The sequence below is a fragment of the Sphingomonas lutea genome (genome assembly GCF_014396785.1).
Lineage (GTDB): Bacteria > Pseudomonadota > Alphaproteobacteria > Sphingomonadales > Sphingomonadaceae > Sphingomicrobium > Sphingomicrobium luteum.
Map to the genome: position 1 here is coordinate 1,349,237 of NZ_CP060718.1, position 21,359 is coordinate 1,370,595.

Annotated in this window: 20 protein-coding genes and 1 tRNA gene; 17 read left to right on the plus strand and 4 right to left on the minus strand. The window is 66.7% G+C overall.

Going from position 1 to position 21,359, the window contains the following annotated elements; translation table 11 throughout:
- Positions 1-44: 44 nt before the first annotated feature.
- From H9L13_RS06990 to H9L13_RS07030, 9 genes are all read left to right on the plus strand, one after another.
- Complete coding sequence (locus tag H9L13_RS06990) at positions 45-440, plus strand: DUF3597 domain-containing protein (protein WP_187537067.1); 396 nt, start codon at positions 45-47, stop codon at positions 438-440.
- 415 nt (positions 441-855) lie between these two features.
- The gene (locus tag H9L13_RS06995; protein WP_187537068.1) at positions 856-1,314 is read left to right on the plus strand and encodes an MgtC/SapB family protein; all 459 of its coding nucleotides are present in this window, start codon (positions 856-858) and stop codon (positions 1,312-1,314) included.
- A gap of 85 nt (positions 1,315-1,399) precedes the next feature.
- Complete coding sequence (gene gatC, locus H9L13_RS07000) at positions 1,400-1,687, plus strand: Asp-tRNA(Asn)/Glu-tRNA(Gln) amidotransferase subunit GatC (RefSeq protein WP_187537069.1); 288 nt, start codon at positions 1,400-1,402, stop codon at positions 1,685-1,687.
- Positions 1,684-3,147 (plus strand): Asp-tRNA(Asn)/Glu-tRNA(Gln) amidotransferase subunit GatA, encoded by a 1,464-nt coding sequence (gene gatA / locus H9L13_RS07005; RefSeq protein WP_187537070.1) that lies wholly within the window; start codon positions 1,684-1,686, stop codon positions 3,145-3,147. The genes gatC and gatA overlap by 4 nt, the downstream gene beginning before the upstream one ends.
- A gap of 91 nt (positions 3,148-3,238) precedes the next feature.
- Positions 3,239-4,708: an Asp-tRNA(Asn)/Glu-tRNA(Gln) amidotransferase subunit GatB gene (gene gatB / locus H9L13_RS07010; protein ID WP_235090734.1), complete on the plus strand. Its 1,470-nt coding sequence runs from the start codon at positions 3,239-3,241 to the stop codon at positions 4,706-4,708.
- A gap of 89 nt (positions 4,709-4,797) precedes the next feature.
- Positions 4,798-6,414: an alkaline phosphatase family protein gene (locus H9L13_RS07015; protein WP_187537072.1), complete on the plus strand. Its 1,617-nt coding sequence runs from the start codon at positions 4,798-4,800 to the stop codon at positions 6,412-6,414.
- A 104-nt stretch (positions 6,415-6,518) separates the two neighbouring features.
- Entirely contained in the window at positions 6,519-7,298 is a 780-nt protein-coding gene (locus tag H9L13_RS07020) for a hypothetical protein (RefSeq protein WP_187537073.1), read from the plus strand.
- A complete protein-coding gene (locus tag H9L13_RS07025) occupies positions 7,298-8,515 on the plus strand; it encodes a M48 family metallopeptidase (protein ID WP_187537074.1) in 1,218 nt (405 codons plus the stop codon). The genes H9L13_RS07020 and H9L13_RS07025 overlap by 1 nt, the downstream gene beginning before the upstream one ends.
- 11 nt (positions 8,516-8,526) lie before the next feature.
- Positions 8,527-9,159, plus strand: coding sequence for a hypothetical protein (locus H9L13_RS07030; RefSeq protein WP_187537075.1), 633 nt, complete (start codon positions 8,527-8,529; stop codon positions 9,157-9,159).
- A gap of 126 nt (positions 9,160-9,285) precedes the next feature.
- Here the strand turns inward: H9L13_RS07030 and H9L13_RS07035 are convergent, their stop codons facing one another.
- Complete coding sequence (locus H9L13_RS07035) at positions 9,286-9,504, minus strand: hypothetical protein (RefSeq protein ID WP_235090736.1); 219 nt, start codon at positions 9,502-9,504, stop codon at positions 9,286-9,288.
- 93 nt (positions 9,505-9,597) lie between these two features.
- On the opposite strand from H9L13_RS07035, the gene H9L13_RS07040 reads away from it, so the two are divergent.
- The 5 genes from H9L13_RS07040 to H9L13_RS07060 all read left to right on the plus strand — a co-directional run bounded on the left by H9L13_RS07040 (position 9,598) and on the right by H9L13_RS07060 (position 13,783).
- Positions 9,598-9,682: transfer RNA gene (locus H9L13_RS07040), tRNA-Leu, on the plus strand.
- Between the two features lie 84 nt (positions 9,683-9,766).
- Positions 9,767-11,389: a trigger factor gene (gene tig, locus H9L13_RS07045; protein WP_187540216.1), complete on the plus strand. Its 1,623-nt coding sequence runs from the start codon at positions 9,767-9,769 to the stop codon at positions 11,387-11,389.
- Positions 11,390-11,487: 98 nt separating this feature from the next.
- A complete protein-coding gene (locus H9L13_RS07050) occupies positions 11,488-12,471 on the plus strand; it encodes a glycosyltransferase family 2 protein (RefSeq protein ID WP_187537076.1) in 984 nt (327 codons plus the stop codon).
- Between the two features lie 78 nt (positions 12,472-12,549).
- Complete coding sequence (locus H9L13_RS07055; RefSeq protein ID WP_280528180.1) at positions 12,550-13,224, plus strand: ATP-dependent Clp protease proteolytic subunit; 675 nt, start codon at positions 12,550-12,552, stop codon at positions 13,222-13,224.
- A gap of 385 nt (positions 13,225-13,609) precedes the next feature.
- Positions 13,610-13,783, plus strand: a complete 174-nt coding sequence (locus H9L13_RS07060) for a hypothetical protein (RefSeq protein ID WP_187537077.1) — start codon at positions 13,610-13,612, stop codon at positions 13,781-13,783.
- Between the two features lie 90 nt (positions 13,784-13,873).
- Here H9L13_RS07060 and H9L13_RS07065 read toward each other — a convergent pair whose 3' ends face one another.
- A complete protein-coding gene (locus H9L13_RS07065) occupies positions 13,874-15,142 on the minus strand; it encodes a hypothetical protein (RefSeq protein ID WP_187537078.1) in 1,269 nt (422 codons plus the stop codon).
- 55 nt (positions 15,143-15,197) lie between these two features.
- Positions 15,198-17,039, minus strand: coding sequence for a tetratricopeptide repeat protein (locus H9L13_RS07070; protein ID WP_187537079.1), 1,842 nt, complete (start codon positions 17,037-17,039; stop codon positions 15,198-15,200).
- A gap of 174 nt (positions 17,040-17,213) precedes the next feature.
- Here H9L13_RS07070 and recA point away from each other — a divergent pair, with 174 nt between their 5' ends.
- On the plus strand, positions 17,214-18,287 hold the full coding sequence (gene recA / locus H9L13_RS07075) for a recombinase RecA (RefSeq protein ID WP_187537080.1): 1,074 nt from the start codon (positions 17,214-17,216) through the stop codon (positions 18,285-18,287).
- Positions 18,288-18,366: 79 nt separating this feature from the next.
- Here recA and H9L13_RS07080 read toward each other — a convergent pair whose 3' ends face one another.
- Entirely contained in the window at positions 18,367-19,596 is a 1,230-nt protein-coding gene (locus H9L13_RS07080) for a multidrug effflux MFS transporter (protein WP_223176437.1), read from the minus strand.
- Positions 19,597-19,701: 105 nt separating this feature from the next.
- Between H9L13_RS07080 and H9L13_RS07085 the strand changes: the two genes are divergently transcribed.
- Positions 19,702-20,529 carry a class I SAM-dependent methyltransferase gene (locus H9L13_RS07085; protein WP_187537082.1) on the plus strand — a complete coding sequence of 276 codons (828 nt, stop codon included), beginning with the start codon at positions 19,702-19,704 and terminating at the stop codon, positions 20,527-20,529.
- Positions 20,526-21,338 (plus strand): agmatinase family protein, encoded by an 813-nt coding sequence (locus tag H9L13_RS07090; protein ID WP_187537083.1) that lies wholly within the window; start codon positions 20,526-20,528, stop codon positions 21,336-21,338. The genes H9L13_RS07085 and H9L13_RS07090 overlap by 4 nt, the downstream gene beginning before the upstream one ends.
- The last annotated feature ends 21 nt before the right edge of the window (positions 21,339-21,359 follow it).

The following is a 21,359-nucleotide window of genomic DNA, read 5'->3' on the forward strand; positions in this document are numbered from 1 at the left end:
CGCGCGGCGCGTTATCGCAGCTCACATCAGGCAAGGGCGAGCGCATGAGCATTTTCAGCAAGATCAAGGACGCGATTTTCGGGCGCAAGGCGGAGGCCAGGCCGGCGCCGCAGCCGGTTCCGCAATCCACCGACGCGACCACCTCGGCGCCCACCGCGCCAACCTTCAATCCCACGCCGGAAACGGTCGATGTCGGCGCGGTGCTCGCCAACCTCGCCCAGGCGAAGGGTGGCGGCGGCAATTACAAAACCTCGATCGTCGACCTCTTGAAGCTGCTCGATCTCGATTCGAGCCTGGCCGAGCGCAAGGAGCTGGCCGCGGAGCTCAACGTCAACGCCGGCGATCCTGGCAGCGCCGAGCAGAATATCGCCCTTCACCGTGCGGTGATGCAGAAGCTCGCTGAAAATGGCGGGATCGTCCCAGCGGACATGCGCGACTGAATCCGCTGGGAGGGTGGTCCCATTTGCGGACCGCCGCCTTTCATCTGGAATCGGCTCGAGAGACTTCGGAGCGCCAATTTTTGGCACGCGACGCGCGAGGATTGCGTCCACTTGGCAACGGAGCACGCTAAATTCGTAGCGCTCGAAACCCCGCCGCGGCCGATGGGCGGCCTAAGGGTTGCTTCGAACGCCGGATCGAACCGCTATGGAAGAACGGAAAATCGTCGCCGGGGCTCAGCAGGAGATCAAAGACGCGGCCGTTTCGCGGCGGGAACTGCGCGACCAACTCCGCGAGACGTCGCGATCGAAGCCGGCGGGCAAAGCTGCCGGCCTCGCAAAGAGCAGGAAGCCGGGCCTCTACTGACCCATCGGTCCGCATATTGCGGAAGCTTGGCGCGTGGGGCAGGGCGCCGGGATGCCCACCTTCAGTGATTTTGGATTCACACCCCTTCCGCATCTGATTGCGATGGCGGTCGCCTATGTGCTTGCACTTCCGATCGGCTGGAACCGCGAGCAGGAGGAGCGCAGTGCGGGCCTGCGCACCTTTCCGCTGGTCGCCGTCGCGACCTGCGGCCTCATCGAGGGCACCGAATCGCTCACCGCCGACAGTCCCGAAGCGATGGCGCGGATTATCGAAGGTTTGATCACTGGCATGGGCTTCATTGGCGGCGGCGCCATTCTGCGGCTTGAAAACAGCGTCAAGGGAACTGCCACCGCGGCTAGCTTGTGGATTACAGGCGCGATCGGCGTCGCCGTCGGCGTGGGCAGCTTCGACGTTGCCGTGCTTCTGTCGCTAGTGACCGTGGTGACCCTGTGGGCGTTGCCGCCGCTGAAAAAGCTTACGAAGGACGACAAGAAGTCTCGCGGCGAATGACCGGCATGCGGCCGCTTGCCGCCTTCCAGACCCGCCGCTATCGACCCCCAAGCGTCGCTCGGCGATGCGTCCTAACGAGAGTTGCATGTCCGTCAGCATCGACCAAGTTCGCCACATCGCTGGGCTCGCGCGCATCGCCATGAGCGATGAGGAGCTCGCGCGCCTCGAGCCCGAACTCAACAACATCCTTAGCTGGATCGAGCAGTTGTCCGAAGTCGACACCGACGGCGTCGAACCGCTTGCCACCGTGATCGACCAGAAGATGCGTCTGCGCGAGGATGCGGTGACCGACGGCGATTGCCGCGACGACGTGCTGGCCAATGCGCCGAAGCCCGAACACGGCTTCTTCGGCGTTCCCAAGGTGATCGAATGACCGACCTCACCAGCCTGACCATCGCCCAGCTGCGCGACGGCATCGCCGGGCGCCAGTTCAAGGCGCGCGAAGTCGCCGAGGCCTATAATGCCGCCGTTGCCGGGGCGACGACGCTCAACGCTTACACCGTCACGACGCCGGACGACGCGCTCGCCGCCGCCGATGCCGCCGATGCAGGGCAGTCGAACGGTCCGCTCGCCGGCATCCCGCTCGGCATCAAGGATCTTTTCGCGACCAAGGGCGTGGACACCACCGCGGGCAGTCACATCCTCAAGGGCTTCAAGCCGACCTACGAAAGCACCGTCACCGCGAACCTGCGCAAGGCCGGCGCGGGGATGCTCGGCAAGCTCAACATGGACGAATTCGCCATGGGCTCGTCCAACGAAACCAGCACCTACGGGCCGGTCATCAGCCCATGGCGGCGGCAAGGCAGCAATGTCGGCCTGACCCCGGGCGGCAGCTCGGGCGGGTCGGCGGCGGCGGTCGCCGCGCGCATCGCGCCCGGCGTCACCGGCACCGACACGGGCGGCTCGATCCGCCAGCCCGCGGCGTTCACCGGGATCAGCGGGATCAAGCCGACTTACGGCCGCTGCAGCCGCTGGGGCGTGGTCAGCTTTGCCAGCTCGCTCGACCAGGCGGGGCCGATGGCGCGCGACGTGCGCGATTGTGCGATCATGCTCGAGGCGATGGCCGGCTTCGACCCCAAGGACACGACCTCCCTCGATCTGCCCGTGCCGCAGTGGGAAGCGGGCCTGTCGAGCGATCTCAAGGGCAAGCGCGTCGGCATTCCGAGGGAATATCGCATCGACGGCGTTCCCGCCGAAATCAATGCGCTGTGGGACCAGGGCATTGCCTGGCTCAAGGATGCGGGCGCCGAGATCGTCGAGATCAGCCTGCCGCACACCAAATATGCGCTGCCGACCTATTACATCATCGCGCCCGCCGAGGCCTCGTCCAACCTCGCGCGCTTTGACGGCGTCCGCTACGGCCTCCGCGCCGAGGGCGGCGAGAGCCTGGCCGACATGTATTCGCGCACCCGCGCCGAAGGTTTCGGGGCCGAGGTCAAGCGGCGGATCATGATCGGCACCTATGTGCTGAGCGCCGGCTTCTACGACGCTTACTTCACCAAGGCCCAGCGCGTCCGCGCCCTCATCAAGCGCGACTTTGTCCAAGCCTTCGAGCAGTGCGACGTCATCCTGACGCCGACCGCGCCGAGCGCTGCCTTCGGCATCGGCGAGACGACCGACCCGCTGGCGATGTATTTGAACGACGTGTTCGCCGTTCCCGCGAGCCTCGCCGGCCTGCCCGCGATGAGCGTCCCCGGCGGCCTCGACGCGCAGGGCCTGCCGCTCGGCCTGCACCTGATCGGTCCGGAGCTGGACGAACAGATCGTGCTCAATGCGGGTCTCGCAATCGAAGAACGCGCGGGCTTCACCGCCCGTCCGGAGAAGTGGTGGTGAGTCGCCTCAACCGTTCGTCCCGAGCGAAGTCGAGGGACGCTGGCAGGACGTGTCTCGACTTCGCTCGACACAAGCGGGACGGGGTAAGACCGTGACGACAGACTATAGCATCAAGGGCGAAACCGGGGACTGGGAGGTCGTGGTCGGGCTTGAGGTCCACGCGCAGATCACCGCGACCGCGTCCAAGCTCTTCTCCGGCGCGGCAACTGCGTTCGGCGCCGAGCCGAACACGCAGGTGTCGCTGGTCGACGCCGCGATGCCGGGGATGCTTCCGGTCCCCAACAAGGAATGCATCCGCCAGGCGGTGCGCACGGGCATGGCGATCGACGCAGTGATCAACCGCTGGAGCCGCTTCGACCGCAAGAATTACTTCTACGCCGATCTGCCGCAGGGCTATCAGATCAGCCAGCTCTATCACCCACTGGTCGGCCCGGGCGAGGTCGAGATCCTGATCGATCCCGCGGACGAGAACAGCACCAAGCAGATCGGCATCGAGCGCATCCACGTCGAGCAGGACGCGGGCAAGCTGATGCACGACCAGCATCCGACGATGTCCTACGTCGACCTCAACCGCTGCGGCGTCGCGCTGATGGAGATCGTGTCGCGCCCCGACATGCGCTCGCCCGTCGAAGCCGGCGCGTACCTGCGCAAGCTGCGCGCGATCCTGCGCTACGTCGGCAGCTGCGACGGCAACATGGAAGAAGGATCGATGCGCGCCGACGTCAACGTCAGCGTGCGAAAGCCCGGCGAGGAGTTCGGCACGCGGACCGAGACCAAGAACGTCAACAGCGTCCGCTTCGTCATGCAAGTCATCGAGCATGAGGCCAAGCGCCAGGTCGATCTGATCGAGGAGGGCGGCAGCGTCGTCCAGGAAACCCGGCTGTTCGACCCTGACAAGGGCGTGACGCGCACCCTGCGCACCAAGGAAGACGCGCACGATTACCGTTACTTCCCCGATCCCGATTTGCTGCCGTTGGAGCTCGACGACGCCTTCCTCGACGAATGCCGCGCGAGCCTGCCCGAGCTGCCCGACGCCAAGCGCCAGCGTTACGAAGGCCATGGCATCACGCCCTACAATGCCGGCGTGCTGACCGCCGAGGTCGAGATTGCGCGCTGGTTCGATGCGTTGCTCGAAGAGGGCGTGGAGCCCAAGCAGGCAAGCAACTGGGTCGTCGCCGAGCTGTTCGGCGCGCTCAACCGCCGCAACGAAAGCATCGCCGACACGCCCATCTCTCCCAAGGAAGCCGCGGAGCTGCTCAAGCTCGTCGCCGACGGGACGATCAGCGGGACGATCGCCAAGCAGGTGTTCGAGATCATGCTCGAAACCGGCATCGCGCCGTCGGTGATCGTCGAGGAGCGCGGCCTCAAGCAGACCAGCGACACCGGCGCGATCGATGCCGAGATAGACCGGATCCTCGCCTCCAACGCCGACAAGGTCGAACAATATAAAGCAGGCAAGGAAGCCCTGTTCGGCTTCTTCGTCGGGCAGACGATGAAGGCGATGCAGGGCAAGGCCAATCCGCAAGTGGTCAACGAGCGGCTTCGCGCCAAGCTGTCTTAAGTTCGTCATTGCGAGGAGCGTAGTGACGCGGCAATCCATCGCGGCGTTGCCCTGGATTGCTTCGCTGCGGCCGCAAAGACGGAGTGACCATGCCTAAGCTTTTCCTCGCCGCAGCTGCCCTCCTCGCCGCATGCGCGCCGCCCGCGGCACAGGCGCAGGGCGGGCCGCCCAAGCTGCTCATCGTCATTTCCGTCGATCAGCTGTCGGCCGACCTGTGGGACGAATATCAACCTGTATTCACCGGCGGCTTTGCCCGGATCGCTTCAGGCGCGGTGTTCCGCAACGGCTACCAAAGCCACGCCGCGACCGAGACTTGCCCGGGTCATTCGACGATCCTTACCGGCCGCCGCCCGGCGACCACTGGCGTCGTCGCCAATATCTGGTTCGACGGCAACGCGCCGCGCCGTGACAAGAAGATCTACTGCGCCGAGGACGAGCGCGCGCCCGGCTCGACCTCCACGAAATATGTCGTGTCGCCCGAACATCTGCGCGCTCCCACGCTCGGCGACTTGCTCAAGCAGCAGACCCCCGCCAGCCGCAACGTCGCCGTCGCAGGCAAGGATCGGTCGGCGGTGATGATGGGCGGCCGCAACGTCGACCAGCGCTGGTACCCTAGCGGCACGCGCTTCGTCACCGACCGCACCGGCGCTGCCGTGCCGGCCAGCGTCACGCGCGCCAACGCCTTCCTTGCCCGCACCATCGCCGCCGCGCGCCCGCCGTTGACGCCGTCGCCCTTCTGCGCCGGCAAGGCGCGCAGCTTTGCGATCGCTGGCGGCGGCAAGCCCACCGGCAGCGGCCGCCTCGCGCGCGCCGCGGGGGATGCCTCGGCCTTCCGCGCCTCGCCCGAATATGATGCGACCGTGCTCGCGCTCGCCGCCGGGCTGATCCAGGAATTGCGGCTGGGGCAGGGGAGCGCGACCGACCTCATCTCGATCGGCCTCGCGGGCACCGATTATGTCGGCCACACCTACGGCTCGGGCGGGCAGGAGATGTGCCTGCAACTGACTTCACTCGACCGCGACCTCGGTGACTTCTTGGCCGCGCTCGACCGCTGGGGAATCTCCTATGCCGTGGCGATGACCGCCGACCACGGCAGCCTCGACATTCCCGAGCGGCTTCGGGCGAAGGGTGTCACCGATGCGGCCTGGATTGACCCCGATCTCGATTCGGAAGCGCTCGGCCCGCGGATCGCGCGCGAGACCGGGCTCGGCGGCCCGATCATCGCGTTCGGCTCGACCGGCGACGTCTTCCTCGATCCCGCGCTCAAGGGTGCGGCGCGCAGCAAGGCGAGCAATGCGTTGCTCGCTTTCTATCGCCGTCACCCGCAGGTGCACACGGTCCTGACCAGGGACGACATTGCGAAAGCGCCGATGCCGGACGGGCCGCCCGACCGCTGGAGCGTGACCGACCGCGTTCGTGCGTCGTTCGATCCGCAACGCTCGGGCGACCTCTACGTGGTGCTCAAGCCGCATATCCAGCCGATCGCCGACACCCGCAGCGACGTCTCCACGCACGGCAGTCCGTGGGACTATGACCGCCGGGTGCCGGTGATCTTTTGGCGGCCGGGAACGCCAGGCGCCGCGTCGGACCAGCCGGTCGAGACGATCGACATCATGCCGACCCTCGCCGCGATGCTCGGGATTGCCGCAGGTCAGGTCGACGGTCGCTGCCTTGCTGTTCCGGGCGCATCTTGCGGATCGCGCTAAGCTTCTAAGAATAGACGCTTTTCTTTCATCCTTAGTTCAGGCATGACTCGCCAGGGCACGGGCGGGGAAGGGCCGCGCGTGCGCGCTTGGCGGGGAGCTTTAGTATGCGGAAAACCACCATTGCTCTGGCTGCGCTTGCGCTCGCCGTGCCGCTCGGCGGCTGTGTCGAGACGCGGCAATATGCCGATGTCCAATTCACCCCGCCGCAGGGCCAGTACCGGCTTCTCGTTCTTCGTCCCGATGTCACCGTCGGGTCGCTGACAACCGGGGGAATGGTCGAGCCGCGCGCCGATTGGACCGAACAGGCCCGCACCAACATCATCGCCGCCTTGCGCGCGCAACAGGCGACGCGCGGCGGCGAGACGCTGATCCTCGATCGCCGCAACCAGCTTCAAGGCGTCAGTGCCGAGGAAGTCGCCGAGGTCGAGCGGCTGTTCTACGCGGTTGGCCAGTCGATCGTGCTCCACAAATATCTCGGCGAATATCTGCCGACCAAGCGCGGCAAGGGCCTCGACTGGACCCTCGGCCAGGACGCGGTGAAGCTCGGCCAGAAGACCGGCTATGATTATGCCCTGTTTCTCCACGCCGAGGATCAGGTCGCGTCCACCGGGCGCGTCGCGCTCGGCGTGATCGGGCTTGCCGGTTGCTTCGTCGGCTTCTGCGCCCCCAACGTCGGCGGCGCCACGCAGATCGATTATGCAGGGCTGGTCGACCTCAAGACCGGCGAAGTCGTCTGGTTCAACGTCGTTCGCGCCGGAAGCCAGGTGCCGGGAATCAAGTTTGGTGAATTGCGCACGCCCGCGGGCGCCGCGCAGATGGTCGAACGGCTGCTCGGGCGGATGAAGCCCGGCCAGGCCGTCCGCCAAGCGATGGAGCGCCGCTGATGTGCCGCAATCATGTTGATCGCCGCTCGCTGCTGATCGGCGGGGGCGTCGCCGCCGCATCCCTCACCACCGGAGTCGCGCACGCGCGCGTCCGCCCGCAGGACATGGTGCCGCTGGTCGGTCCCGGCTTCCGGCCGACCGACAAGGACGAACAGGGCCTGTGGCAGCTGATGGATCGCGCCGAGGAGGAGATCGCGGGCTCGAACCTGCTGATCAAGGACCCGGCGCTGACCGGCTATCTCGGCGACCTCATCGAAAAGGTCGGCGGTCCCGCGGCCAAGGATTTTCGCATCTATCTGGCGCACATCCCCGATTTCAACGCGATGATGTTTCCGAGTGGCTTTTCGGTCATCTATTCGGGACTGCTGCTGCGCGCGCGCAATGAGGCGCAGCTGGCGGGCGTGATCGCGCACGAAACGGCGCACTTCCTGCGCCGCCACATGATCCGCAGTTGGCGCGACCAGCGGCGCAAGACCGATATCTTCGCGATCGGGTCGATGGTCGCCGGCGTCGGCGGGGCCGCGGGCGGGGTCAACGTCGGCGATTTCGTCCAGCTCGCGCAGCTTGGCACGATCCTGTCGCTGTTCACCTACAGCCGCGGGATGGAAGCCGAGGCCGATGCGATGGGCGCCAAGCTTCTCGCCGAGACCGGCTATCCGCCGATCGAAATGGCCAATGTGTGGGAGCAGTTGATCGGCGAGGAAGCGGCAAGCGCGCGCTACCGCCGCAAGCGCCGCCGCCGCGGGTCGCTGTTCGATACTCACCCGTCGCCGGATTCGCGCATGGCCGACCTGCGCATCTCCGCCGCGGAAGTGACCGTGCCCGGCCGCGCCTACGACAATCGCCGTGCGCAATATCTGTCGACCATCGCGCCCATTCGGCAGATGCTGCTCGACGATCAGGTCAAGCTCAACGATCCGGGCGCGAGCACCTATCTCATCAACACCTTGGCGCGCGATGGCTGGAACGGTCTTATGCGCTTCTACGAGGGCGAGATCTGGCGGTTGCGCAATCGCCCGGGCGACGATGTGCGCTCGAGCCAGAGCTATGCCGCGGCAGTGATCTATCCCGATGCCCCGGCGGACGCTTTCCGCTGGCACGGCATTTCGCTGCTCAAGGCGGGCCGGTCGGGTGAGGCCCGCACCGCCTTCGCGCGCTATCTGACGATGAAGCCCGACGCGCCCGACGCCGCCTGGGTGCGGCAGATGATGGGTTGAGGGGGATGACGATGAAGAATTTCGCCAAGATCGGCCTGCTTGCGGCCGCCGCTTTCGCTCTCCCGGCCTGCTCGAGCCTTGGCGCGGGCGAATCCGGCTTCAGCAGTTTTGCCGCGGTCCAGGTCAAGCGCGTCTCGGTCGGCGACGGGTCCCTGTCGGTCGTGGCGCCGCGTCCGTGGAATCGCACGCGCCCGCTCGGCTACGTCGATATTCGCGTAGTCGAGGATTGGACGCTGAACGGCCCCTATCTCGACGGGATCAGCTTCGTCAGCGGGCTCAAGAACGACCGCTACCTCGTCTATCAGCGGCGCACGACGTCGCAGCAGGTTCCCAAGTTCCGTTCGAACATGACGCCGCCTGAGATTGCGGCGATGATCGAAAGCCTGTTCCGCGTTCGCGGCGGCGCGATCGAATATCGAACGCTCGGAATCGCTCCGCGCCCGTTTCTCGGGACCAACGGCTTTCAATATGATTACGAGCACCTCGACACCGACGAACTGTGGCGCAAGGGCCGCGCGGTCGGCGCCGTGATCGACGGTCGGCTGTACCTCATCCTGCTCGACGCGGCGCGATCGCATTATTACCCCGCGACGCTCCCCGATTTCGAGGCGATCGTCGCGTCGGCACAGCTGCGGCGGGGGTAGCTCCGCAAACGCGCAACCTCGTTCGTCCTGAGCGGAGCGCGGAGCGCGCAGTCGAAGGGCGCGTGGCACGGACGTTGAACCAGCGCCCTTCGACAAGCTCAGGACGAACGAAGTGAAGGCGAGATACTAGCTCACCGGCGAAATCGGCGTCGTGGGCGGTGCAGTCCCGGGCGTCGACGGCGACGGCACGTCGATATCCGGTCCCTGCGGCGGGGTTTCGGCGGGCGCCTCGCTCGGCTGGCCGGGCTCGGACGGCTGGGCGGGCTGGCCCGGCTGGGGTTCGACCGGGTCATTGGCCGGGCTGGGGTCGGGCTGGCCGTCGGGGAAGGGGGGCAATTGCTGCATGATGGTGTAACTCCTCGCGCAATCAACGCCTTTCGCCCGCCCCGGGTTGCCCGAGCGGCGATCCTTGCTATAGCCCGCAACCTTCGCGGCCGCGCGCGCGTGGCGGAACTGGTAGACGCGCTGGATTTAGGTTCCAGTATCGAAAGATGTGGGGGTTCGACTCCCTCCGCGCGCACCATCGCAGCGCGCAGCCTGTCCGGGGGACAGGCGAGCACTGCGATCGCGCGCATCGTGGCCATTTTGTGTGGGATTTTGAGACGTGATCAAGACGGTTGAGACTGAAAACGAGGGCCTGAAGCGCGCCTTCATGCTGACCATCCCGGCCGAGGATATCGAGGCCCGGCTCGACAAGGAGGTCAAGCGCATCGCGCCGCAAGTGCGCATGCCCGGCTTCCGCCCCGGCAAGGTGCCGCCCAACCTCATCCGCAAGATGCACGGCGAATCGTTGCAGCGCGACGCGCTCGCCAACGCCGTCCAGGAAGGCGTGCAGGAACTGCTCGAAACGCAGAAGGTCCGCCCCGCGCTCCAGCCGCAGGTCGAGCTCGACGAGAAATATGAGCCCGGCAAGGACGCCGAAGTGCGCGTCAGCCTCGAAGCGTTGCCCGACCTGCCCAAGCCGGACATCGACGGCCTGACGCTCGAGCGTTTGACGATCGCCGCCGACGAAGCGCAAGTCGATGAGCAGCTCAAGCAGATCGCCAGCGCCACCAAGCGCTGGACCGACGCTCCCAAGAAGCATGTCGCGGCGACCGGCGACCAGGTCATTGTCGATTTCGTCGGCCGCGTCGGCGACACCGAATTCGAGGGCGGCACCGGCACCGACATGCCGATCGAGCTTGGCTCGGGCGCGCTCATCCCGGGTTTCGAGGATCAGCTGGTCGGCGCCAAGGCGGGCGACAAGCGCGAGGTCAAGGTGACCTTCCCCGACGATTATCCGGCCGAGAATTTGAAGGGCAAGGCGGCCGTCTTCGACGTCACCGTCAAGGCCGTGAAGACCGCTGGCGAAAATGCCATCAACGATGAGCTGGCGACCTCGCTCGGCCTCAAGGATCTCGACCAGCTGCGCGGCCTTATTCGCGACCAGCAGGGGCAGGAGCTGAACGCGCTGACCCGGACGCACATGAAGCGCCAGCTGCTCGACCAGCTTGCCAACCGTCATGATTTCGACGTGCCGCAATCGATGGTCGATGCCGAATATCAGAACATCCTGAACCAGCTGCGCCACGAAGCCAGCCATGAGGCCGATCCCAAGGCCGCGCTGGCGGAAATCGAGAGCGAAGCGAGCGAATATCGCAAGATCGCCGAGCGCCGCGTGCGCCTCGGCCTGCTGCTGTCGGAAATCGGCGCCGCGAATAACGTCCAGGTCAGTGAGCAGGAAATGAACCGCCTGATCGGCCAGGCCGCGTCGCAATATCAGGGCAAGGAGCGGCAGCGCTTCCTCGACTATATCCAGCGCGAGCCGATGGCCGCGGCCCAGCTTCGCGCGCCGCTCTACGAGGACAAGGTCGTCGACTTCCTCTTCTCGAAGGCCGACGTGACGGAGCGCGCCGCGACCCGCGCCGAGGTCGAAGCCGACCTCGAGAGCGAGGAAGGCCATGTCCACGGCCCCGGCTGCGGCCACGACCATGCCGCCAAGCCCGCCAAGGGCAAGAAGGCCAACACCAAGGCGGACACCAAGCCTGCCCCGAGCAAAGCCGGGGGGCCCAAGCCCGCCAAGCCCGTGAAGGACGGCGCGGGCGCGAAGGCTCCCGAAGCCAAGGCCAAGCCTGCGGCGAAGGCCGACGCCAAGCCCGCCAAGGCTGAAGCGAAGCCTGCTGGCAAGGCCGAAGCCAAGCCTGCTGCCAAGGCCGCTCCCGCCAAGAAGGCACCCGCCAAGAAGAAGTAATCGTCACCCCGGGCTTGACCCGGGGTCCACCTTTTTCCACCCCTGCAAGGACAAGGTGGATCCCGGACGAAACCCGGGATGACGGGGGTCGCGCAGTCATGCAGCAACAACAAGCACGCATTGCCGTCGTCCTGCCCTGCTACAATGAGGAAGCGGCGATCGCGCTGACCGTCGCGGGCTTCCGCGACGCGCTGCCGTCCGCAATCATCTACGTCTACGACAACAACAGCCGAGACCGCACGCGCGAGGTCGCGGCCGCGGCCGGCGCGGTCGTCCGCGTCGAGCGCCAGCAGGGCAAGGGCCATGTCGTCCGCCGCATGTTCGCCGATATCGAGGCCGACGTGTACATCATGGCCGACGGCGATCTGACCTACGATCCCAAGGCCGCGCCGGCGATGGTCGAGCAACTCCTGGCCGAGGAGCTCGACATGGTCGTCGGCACCCGCCGCCATGAGGAGAAGGACGCCTATCGCGGCGGCCACGTCCTCGGCAACAAGGTCTTCACCGGCCTTCTCTCCGGCCTGTTCGGGCGCAGCTTCAGCGATATCTTTTCGGGCTACCGCGTCTTCTCGCGCCGCTTCGTCAAAAGCTTCCCCGTCCTCTCCTCGGGCTTCGAGATCGAGACCGAGATGAGCGTCCACGCGCTCGAGCTGCGCATGCCCGTGGGCGAGGTCGAAACCGCTTATGCCGCGCGGCCCGAGGGGTCGGAAAGCAAGCTCTCCACCTTCCGCGATGGCTGGCGCATCCTCAAGACCATCGCCACCCTCTACCGGATCGAGCGGCCCGTGCTGTTCTTCGGCAGCGTCGGCGCGCTCCTGCTCGTCGCCGCGATCATCCTCTCGGTTCCACTGGTGATCACCTATCTCGACACCGGCCTGGTGCCGCGCTTCCCCACCGCCATCCTCGCCACCGGCCTTGTCATCATCGCCGTGCTCTGTTTCTTCGCCGGCCTGATCCTCGACACCGTCACGCGCGGCCGGCGGGAGATGCGGCGGCTCGCCTATCTGTCCATCCCCGGCCCCCGCGACGAGCGCGGCGCCCACAATCCGCCCCTGCATTTGCAGGGGAGGGGGACCAGCTGAAAGCTGGTGGAGGGGCCCCTTCGTCGCGGCTTCGCCGCTTGAACCTTCCCGCAATCCGCCCGATGTAGTGCGGACCACATTCAAGGATCCGCTTCACGTGCCAGACCATCAGGACATCGTTTCGCAGCTCGTCCCATCGTTATCGAGCAGTCCAACCGGGGCGAGCGCAGCTTCGACATTTATTCGCGCCTGCTGCGTGAACGGATCGTCTTCATCACCGGCCCGATTGAGGATCACATGTCCTCGCTGATCACCGCCCAATTGCTCTTCCTCGAGTCCGAAAACCCGAAGAAGGACATCTTTATGTACATCAATTCGCCCGGCGGCGTGGTCACCGCCGGCCTCGCGATCCATGATACGATGCAATACATCCGGCCCAAGATCAGCACCGTGTGCATCGGCCAGGCCGCGTCGATGGGCAGCTTCCTCTTGGCGGCGGGCGAACCCGGGATGCGCGTTGCGCTGACCAACAGCCGCATCATGATCCACCAGCCCTCGGGCGGCGCCCAGGGCATGGCCGCCGACATCGAGATCCAGGCCCGCGAAATCCTCCGCATGCGCCAGCGCCTCAACGAGCTCTACGCGAAGTACACCGGCCAACCGCTTGAGGCGATCGAGAAAGCCATGGACCGCGACAAATTCCTCGAAGCCGACGAGGCGAAGGCGTTCGGGATTATCGACGAGGTGTTCGATACCCGGCCGGATGCTGGGGATGATGCGGGGACTGGGGCGGGGGAAGTGACGCCGGCTTGAGCGCCCGAGCATAAGGGAGCGTTTGCGCCAGCAAACGGGAGCTTATGTCGAAGAGAGCGCGAATGCCGGCCAGCGGGTCGGCATAGCCGAACCCGACTGACGTCACGGATTTACTCCGTGACGGCTCTTTTCACCATTGGTCGAAGAGCCGTCGCACGCCCGACCGGGCGGGGCGGCTCGCCTCAAGCGAGCCGAACCCGGCCGACGCGGTCATGCGATCCGCTCGCGTGACCCAGTCCATTCGCCCCGAAGGTCGCTAAGCTAAACATCTCGTTAGGCAGGGCGCCAGGGCGCCTCACGCTCGTGTCTCGTCGGGTGGCTGCTTACCTCTATCCGAACGAGCTCCCAATTGAACTTTGTCAGGTCAGCTACCAAGTGCCGGGTAGTGCAGGGCGCGCTCCGCCGCCACGTCACCAAGATGGAGCGCAAGGAGCTCGATACCGTCATTGCCGCGCGTAAACAGGCCGATCTGGACGCCCAAAACGCCTATAATGCGGAGCTAGAAGCGCTTCTCGAAAAAGGAAAAGCCGCGCGAATCCCGCGCATTGCGTTCATTTGACCCGCTTATCGTCACACCAAAAGCGCCGCACTCCATGACAATGATGACTTTAGCGATGCGCGGGAATGAGGCGTCCGGCCGCGACCAGCCTCACAGCAGACGCGCGATCCATTTCGGCAGCGGGCGGATATGCCCCTCCGGCGTGCGGCACAGGCCGAAGCTGAGCTTGGTTCCCGCGGGGCAGGCCGCGGCCGATGGGACGGGCGGGGGCGGGGTGAGCACGCATGTCCCGCCGCCGAAATTCTCGGCGCATTTGGCGAGCACCTTGCGCGCTTGGCGCTCGTTCAGCCCATACGATTCGCGCAGCTCGCGCATCGACTGGGCGTTGCTGCTGGCGGAATATTGCGCGCGGTCGGCGGCGGTGCTGCGCGTGGCGTTGATCGCGATGACCCGGCCCGCGCCGCACGCCTTGCGGATCGGCGCGACCAGCTCGGGCGCGGTGACTTCGGCGATCGATCCCATGAACACCACCTCCTCGCCGACGCGGGCATAGCCGGGCGTCTCGCCCGTGCCGAAGGCGAGATAGCCCGCGCGGTCGACGAACAATTGCTCGCCGAGCGGGAACTGGACCAGCGCATCGCCCTGGTCGGGTGCGCGGAAGCAGCCGTCGCGAAGCACCACCTTGGCCTGGCTGTTGATCGCATTGACCAAGCCGACCGGGCGGTCCGACCGTGGGAAGATGCGCACCAGCGGCGCGATCGACGGGGGCAGGGGCCGGTTGAGGTCGCGCGCCGATTGCGTGACTCGGAACTCCAGCTTGACTGCGTCGGGAATGGTCACGCCCTTCCTGGCGACGAGCGCGCGGAATTCGGCTTCGGGCACGTTGATCTCGATATCGGCGCGGTTGGACTTGCTGCCGTAGCCGCCGCCGGCGATCACGCGGTCGTCGCGAAAGGTGGTCATCATGAAGTCGAGCGCACGTTCGAGCTCGGCCCTCGAATAGCGCACCTCGGTCGCGAAGAAGCGCGGGTGCTTGGTATATTTGGCCAGCGTCCTTTTGCCGTCGCGGAGGAAGCGGAACACGACGTGGGGGTCGCCGTCATTCTCGAAATAGAGGTCGACGAAGTTGCCTTTCTCCGCGACCCGCAGCTTGCGCGCGAGCGCCCGCACGTCGCCGCCGACCTTGTTCTGGAATTCGCCCGCGCGGCGGAATTGTTCCTGGTCTGCAATCTGCGCGGCCGTCGGCGGCTTCGGCTCGCCCGCGACGGCCGGGGCGAAGTGCGCGGGCGGGGCGTCGAGGATCGTCGCATGGCCGCCCGAGCCGATCGTCGCGCCGCGCGGCGCCAAGGATCCCGCGGGCGCAGCCGCTTCGCTGCGCCCGCACGCCGCGGTAAGCATCAGCAGAGCGAAAATGGTCATATGTTTGAGCATCTTGGGCAGGATGCTTGCCGCGCCGTTAGCGGCCGATGAATGCTTATCGCCGAACGACCATGCGGCGTGCCCGGTTCAGCTCCGCCCACCTCGGCGCCAGCTTCAGCGCCGCGTCGTATTTGGCTTGCGCCGCGTCACGCTTGCCCTGCGCGGCAAGTGCGTCGCCCCAGTATTTCAGCGGGTCGGCCCAGTTGGGCGACAGCTCGGCGGCGCGCGCGAAGCGCTGCTCAGCGCTGGCCCAGCGGCGATGCTGACTAAGCAGGCGGCCCCAATCGACATAAGCGGCGGGCAGGCGCGGGCCCTGCCGCACCGCTTCCGCAAACCAGCGCTGCGCCGCCGCTGCCTCGCCCATCGCTCGCGCAGCCATCCCGCGCGCGCGGACGCAATTGTAACAGTCGCGCGGCATCCTGCCGGCGAGCGCCGCCGCTTCATCCGCGCGCTTGAGCATGACCAGCGCCTCAACCTGCACCGGCCAAGCATATACCGGCGCCGAATTACGATGATACGCGCGCTTCGCCTCACGCGCCGCAGTGGCGGACTGAAGGGTTGCCAGCGCTTGCGTCAGCGCCGGCGAGGGGCCGCGCAGCATCTCGCCCGATAGCTTGTACTCCGCCGCCACGGCCGCTCCTTCTTCTGGCTGCTCGCCGCTTTTCGGCAGAGCACGGATGGCGAGCGCCGGCCCCGGGTCGCGCCGCAGCAGCGCGAGCGATGCGCGAAGTTCGTCGACATATTGGCTGTAGCTGCCGGGGGCGCGGACAACGCAGGCGATGCCTTCTTCGAGGCGGGCAGCGTTGCGCATGATCTCGCCGGTGCTGGTCAAGCTGCTGCAGCGGTTGGCTGCGGCAATCCGCGGATCATATTGGTTGGTCGCCTTGCTGCTCAATTCCGCTTCGAACGCATCGAATGCCTCCTGGTCGCGCCCCATCAGGCGGAGCGCTATGGCGAGGTTGCCGCGGGCCGGGGTCATCTCAGGGTCGATCGCCAGCGCATTGTGTGCCGCGCGCGCCGCATCGGCGAAGAAGCCCATTTCGCGGCGGTCATAGGCCAACCCGCTAAACGCCCATTTGCGTTCAACCTCGGACGGGTCGGCGGTCAGCGCGGTCAGCAAGGCATAGCGCTCGGCTTCGCGCTCGGGGACTCGACCGACATACACCGCGTGGCGATAGGGCTGGGTACGCTTGAAGATCAGCTCGGCGCCCTGCGCGATCAGCGCATCAAGATCGCCTTGCGAGCTGACGAAGCGCTGCCCCGAAGCGGTGCCGACGCGCGCCGTGAGCGCGAGGCCGCCGCCCAGGTCGATGACCTCTCCCGAAATCCGCGTCTCCTTGCCCAGCCAGCCGCGCAGCACCTTCCACACCTGGTCGGTGGTCGCGCCGGTGTTGGGAATGTCGATCTTGAGTTCGTCCTCCCAATTGTTGGCGTAGGTCGATGCTGCACGGACCGATTCGGTTCCCTCCTGCATCTCGGCCAGCTTATCGAGCACCTGGGTCGCAACGACCTCGCCGGTCAAACCGCGCGCAGCGAGCGCGGGCGGGACGCGGAAGCTCTGCACCACCAAGGCATCGGAGCGCGAGGCGCGGATGACCACCGCGGCAATAACGCCGACGATCGCCAGCGCAGCGATGGCGAGGATTGCCCAAAGTGCCGCGCGCACACCTTCGCCGACGCGGCGCAGCTTGAGTTCGCCGCACTGGGCATGGGCAAGCTCGGCCTGACGATCGATCAGCTTGGCATGTTTCTCGAGGACGCTGCGCGCGGCGTCGGGAAGCGGCTTGCCCGAAGACGCGACGGCCATCGCGATTTCGACTGGATCGGACGTGCTCGGGAGTTCATCGCGCAGCGGGGTGGTGCGCGCCTTGGCGCGGCTTGCGGTCTTCGTCGCCATCGGTGCGCCCCCTACGCGGACCATGCGGCCCGGTCGTGAAACTAACAGGCCGGCGCGAAAAGCCAATGGCAGCGAGACTCACTTATGTTCTGCTATTGTTCTGCACGAACAAATCAGATACGACCGCATAATCACGGGCGGTGCTCGGCCGCCGATTGACGGGAGATTGAGGTCATGGCAGCGCAGTTGAAAGTCATCGGCAGCACATTGGAAAATTCAGGCATGGACCGGCAGAAGGCGCTCGAAGCGGCGCTCGCCCAGATTGATCGCGCGTTCGGCAAGGGTTCGGCCATGAAGCTGGGCAGCCGCGAGCAGATCGAGATCGAGACGGTGTCGACCGGCAGCCTCGGGCTGGACATCGCGCTTGGCGTCGGCGGCCTGCCGCGCGGCCGGGTGGTTGAAATCTACGGGCCGGAAAGCTCGGGCAAGACGACACTCGCGCTCCACTGCATTGCCGAAGCGCAAAAGGTCGGGGGCACCGCGGCCTTCGTCGATGCCGAACATGCGCTCGACCCGATTTATGCGCGTAAGCTGGGCGTCAACATCGACGAGCTGATCGTGTCGCAGCCCGATACGGGCGAGCAGGCGCTCGAGATCGTCGATACGCTCGTCCGTTCGAACGCGGTCGACGTGCTGGTGATCGATTCGGTCGCCGCGCTCGTGCCCCGCGCCGAGATCGAGGGCGAGATGGGCGACCAGTTGCCCGGCCTCCAGGCGCGCCTGATGAGCCAGGCGCTGCGCAAGCTCACCGGTTCGATCAGCCGTTCGCGCTGCACCGTCATCTTCATCAACCAGGTGCGGATGAAGATTGGCGTGATGTACGGCAATCCCGAAACCACGACCGGCGGCAATGCGCTCAAATTCTACGCCAGCGTGCGCCTCGACATTCGCCGCACCGGTCAGATCAAGGATCGCGACGATATTGTCGGCAACACGACCCGCGTGAAGGTCGTCAAGAACAAGGTCGCGCCGCCGTTCAAGCAGGTCGAATTCGACATCATGTACGGCCAGGGCATCTCCAAGGTGGGCGAAATCCTCGACCTTGGCGTCAAGGCCGGCGTCGTCGAGAAATCGGGCGCCTGGTTCAGCTATGATTCGATCCGAATCGGCCAGGGCCGCGAGAATGCAAAAATCTATCTGACCGAAAATCCCGACATCGCGCGGCGCATCGAAAACGCCATCCGCGGCAACAAGGAAGAAGTCGGCGAGGCGCTGATGGTCGGCGGACCGGACGACACGGACGCCTAAGGTCTCCCCGGCCGGGCGCGCTCGCGACTTACGGCGCGTCCGGCCCCCCTTCAGCTTAGCCCCTTAACCAAGCTGCTCTTCAGCCGAGATCGTCGGGAAGGCAGGGCGGATCCTCGATCCGTTTGCCGGTGTCGATGCGAATGGGCGCGAACAAGGCTCGTGGCTCGGTGAAGAGGATGAGGACGAACGTCAGCGCGGCGCACAGCGCGGTGCCGACGATGAACGGGGTCGCGGTGCCGTCGAACGCCTGGCCGATGACGAAACCGATGATCGCCGCGCCGATCGTCCCGACCACGCCCTGGACCGACGCCGCGGTGCCCGCGATCGGCGCCATATGCTCCATCGCCAGCGTGCCGAGGTTGGACGAGGTCAGCGCGAAGCAGCACATCGCTAGCGCCTGGAGGATGATGAAGCTGGTCAGCGTCTCATGCCCCGACAATGCAATCGCGGCGTGGATGGCGGTGACCACGACAAACGCCGCTGCGGCGCCATGGCCGACGCGGCGAAGGCCGAAGCGCCCGACGATCCGGCTGTTGGTCCAGGATGCGAGCGCCATCGGCGCCGCGATCCCGCCGAACACCAGCCCGATCAGTTCCGGCCGGCCGAAGGCATCGAACACGATCTGCTGAATAGAGGAGATGTAGGCAACCAGGCTGGCGAAGGTCACCGTTAGCGCCAGCGTATAACCGCGCGACTGCGGCTCGCGCAGCGTCTCCCACGCCGCCCCCGCCATCTCGCCAATCTTGAGCGAGCGGCGGAATTCGGGGTGCAACGTCTCGGGCATGCGCAGCCACGCCCAGGCCAGCATGATCAGCCCATAGCCCGCAAGCACGATGAAGATCGCGCGCCACGGGGCGAACAGCAGGATCGCCTGCCCGATGCTCGGCGCCAGGACGGGCACGACCATGAACACCATGAACACCAGGCTCATGACCCGCGCCATCTCTTCGGATTCGAACAGGTCGCGGACCATGGCCACGACCAGCACCCGGGTCACCGCCGCCGACGCGCCCATCGCAACGCGGCTTGCAATGAGCAACGCGAAGCTGCCCGCGATCCCGCACAGCAAGGCGAAGATGGTGTAGAGCGCGACCCCCGCGGCCAGCACCGGCCTGCGCCCGAAGCGGTCGGCCAGCGGACCCCAGATAAGCTGGGTCGACCCGAAGCCGATCATGTAGGCGATCACCACCAGCTGCCGCCGATTCTCATCCGCTACGCCGAGCGAGCGGCCAATATCGGGCAGCGCTGGGATCATCGCATCGATGGCAAAGGCGTTCAGCGCCATCAGCCCGGCGAGCATCGCAGTCATCTCGCGCCGTCCCGGCGGGCGTTTTGCCCCCGGTTGCTGGGTTGTCGGAAAGGTCATGGACGGCCGCTGCTGGCGCAGGGGCGCGGGACATGCAAGGAGGAATGGATGAAGCCGCCCGATTGGTCCGGCGCCAGCGGCGACGCATGGGCGCAGCACTGGCGGTCCACCGACCGCGCGCTTGCGCCCGTCGGCGCCGCGCTCGACGCGGCGATCGCCGCGGCCGCGCCGCCCGGTGCCTTTCGCGCCTTCGATGTCGGCTGCGGCCCCGGCACGACCGCGCTCGCACTGGCCGAGCGGCGCGGCGACGCGCACGTCATCGGTTGCGACGTGTCCGCGCCGCTTATCGCCATCGCCCGGGCGCGCGCGGAGGATATCGCCAATGCGGAATTCCTGGTTGGCGACGCGGAAGCGGTCGTGGCCGCGCATGCGCCATTCGACCTGATCTTTTCCCGCCACGGCGTGATGTTCTTCGGCGACCCGGCCCGGGCTTTTCGAGGGTTGCGCGGAGCAGCGGCGCCGGGCGCGCATCTCGTCCTCTCCTGCTTCCGGGCATGGGACGCCAATCCCTGGGCGTCGCTGCTGGAAGCGGCCGCCGCAGGCGCCCCAGCCACGCCGCCCGAATCCGGGCCGGGCGCGTTCGCCTTTGCCGACGCGGAAGAGGTCGGCGACATGTTGGCGCAAGCCGGGTGGGCGGCCGCGGAAGCAACCGCGCTGGATTTCGACTATGTCGCGGGGGCCGGGGAGGATGCGGTCGAGCAGGCCGTTACCTTCCTCACCACCATCGGCCCCGCATCGCGCATCATCGCCGAGCTGAATGGAGACGCCCGCGCGGCGGCAGTCGCGCGCTTGCGCGACGCGCTGCGCGCACGCCTTGGCGATTATCGGGTCGTGTTTGCGGGCGCGGCCTGGATCTGGACGGCGCAGGCCGCATGAGCGCCGCCCGCCCGACGATCCGCCTGATCGGCCTGCCGACCGACAGCCACAGCTCGTTCCTGCGCGGCAGCGCGGCGGGGCCGCCGCTGATCCGCGCCGCGCTCCGTTCCGACCACGCCAACATGGCCGCCGAAAGCGGGGTCGAGCTTGATGCCGACGTTACGGTCGAGGATGCGGGTGAGCTCGCCCTCGACGAAGGCGCGGCCGACTTCGATCGCATCCGCGATGCCGCCACGCAGGCTGCGCGCGACGAGGTCGTGCCCATTTTCATCGGCGGCGACCATATGGTGACCAACCCCATCGTGGCCGGACTGGTCGCCGTGCACGGCCCGGTCAACATCCTCCACTTCGACGCCCATCCCGATCTTTACGCCGACTTCGAGGGCGATCCGCTGAGCCATGCGTCGCCCTTCGCGCGGATCATGGAGCGGGGCGATGCGCAGCGTCTGGTCCAGGTCGGAATCCGCACGCTCAACGCCCACTGCCGCGCGCAGGTCGCGGTGTATGGCGTCGAGGTTGTGGAGATGCGCGACTTCGCGCCCGATCGAGTGCCGGTCCCGCACGCGCCGCTGTACATCAGCATCGACCTCGACGCGCTCGACCCGGCTTTCGCGCCGGGGGTCGCGCATCACGAGCCGGGCGGGCTGTCCGTGCGCGACATCCTGTCGGTGCTGCATCGGGTGCGCGTGCCGATCATCGGCGCCGACGTGGTCGAATATCATCCGCAGCGCGACATCCACGGCATGACCGCCACGGTCGCTGCCAAGCTGGTCAAGGAACTGGCCGCGCTCAGCGTGCCGCGCGCTTGACTTTCGTGGCCATGCCGCGAT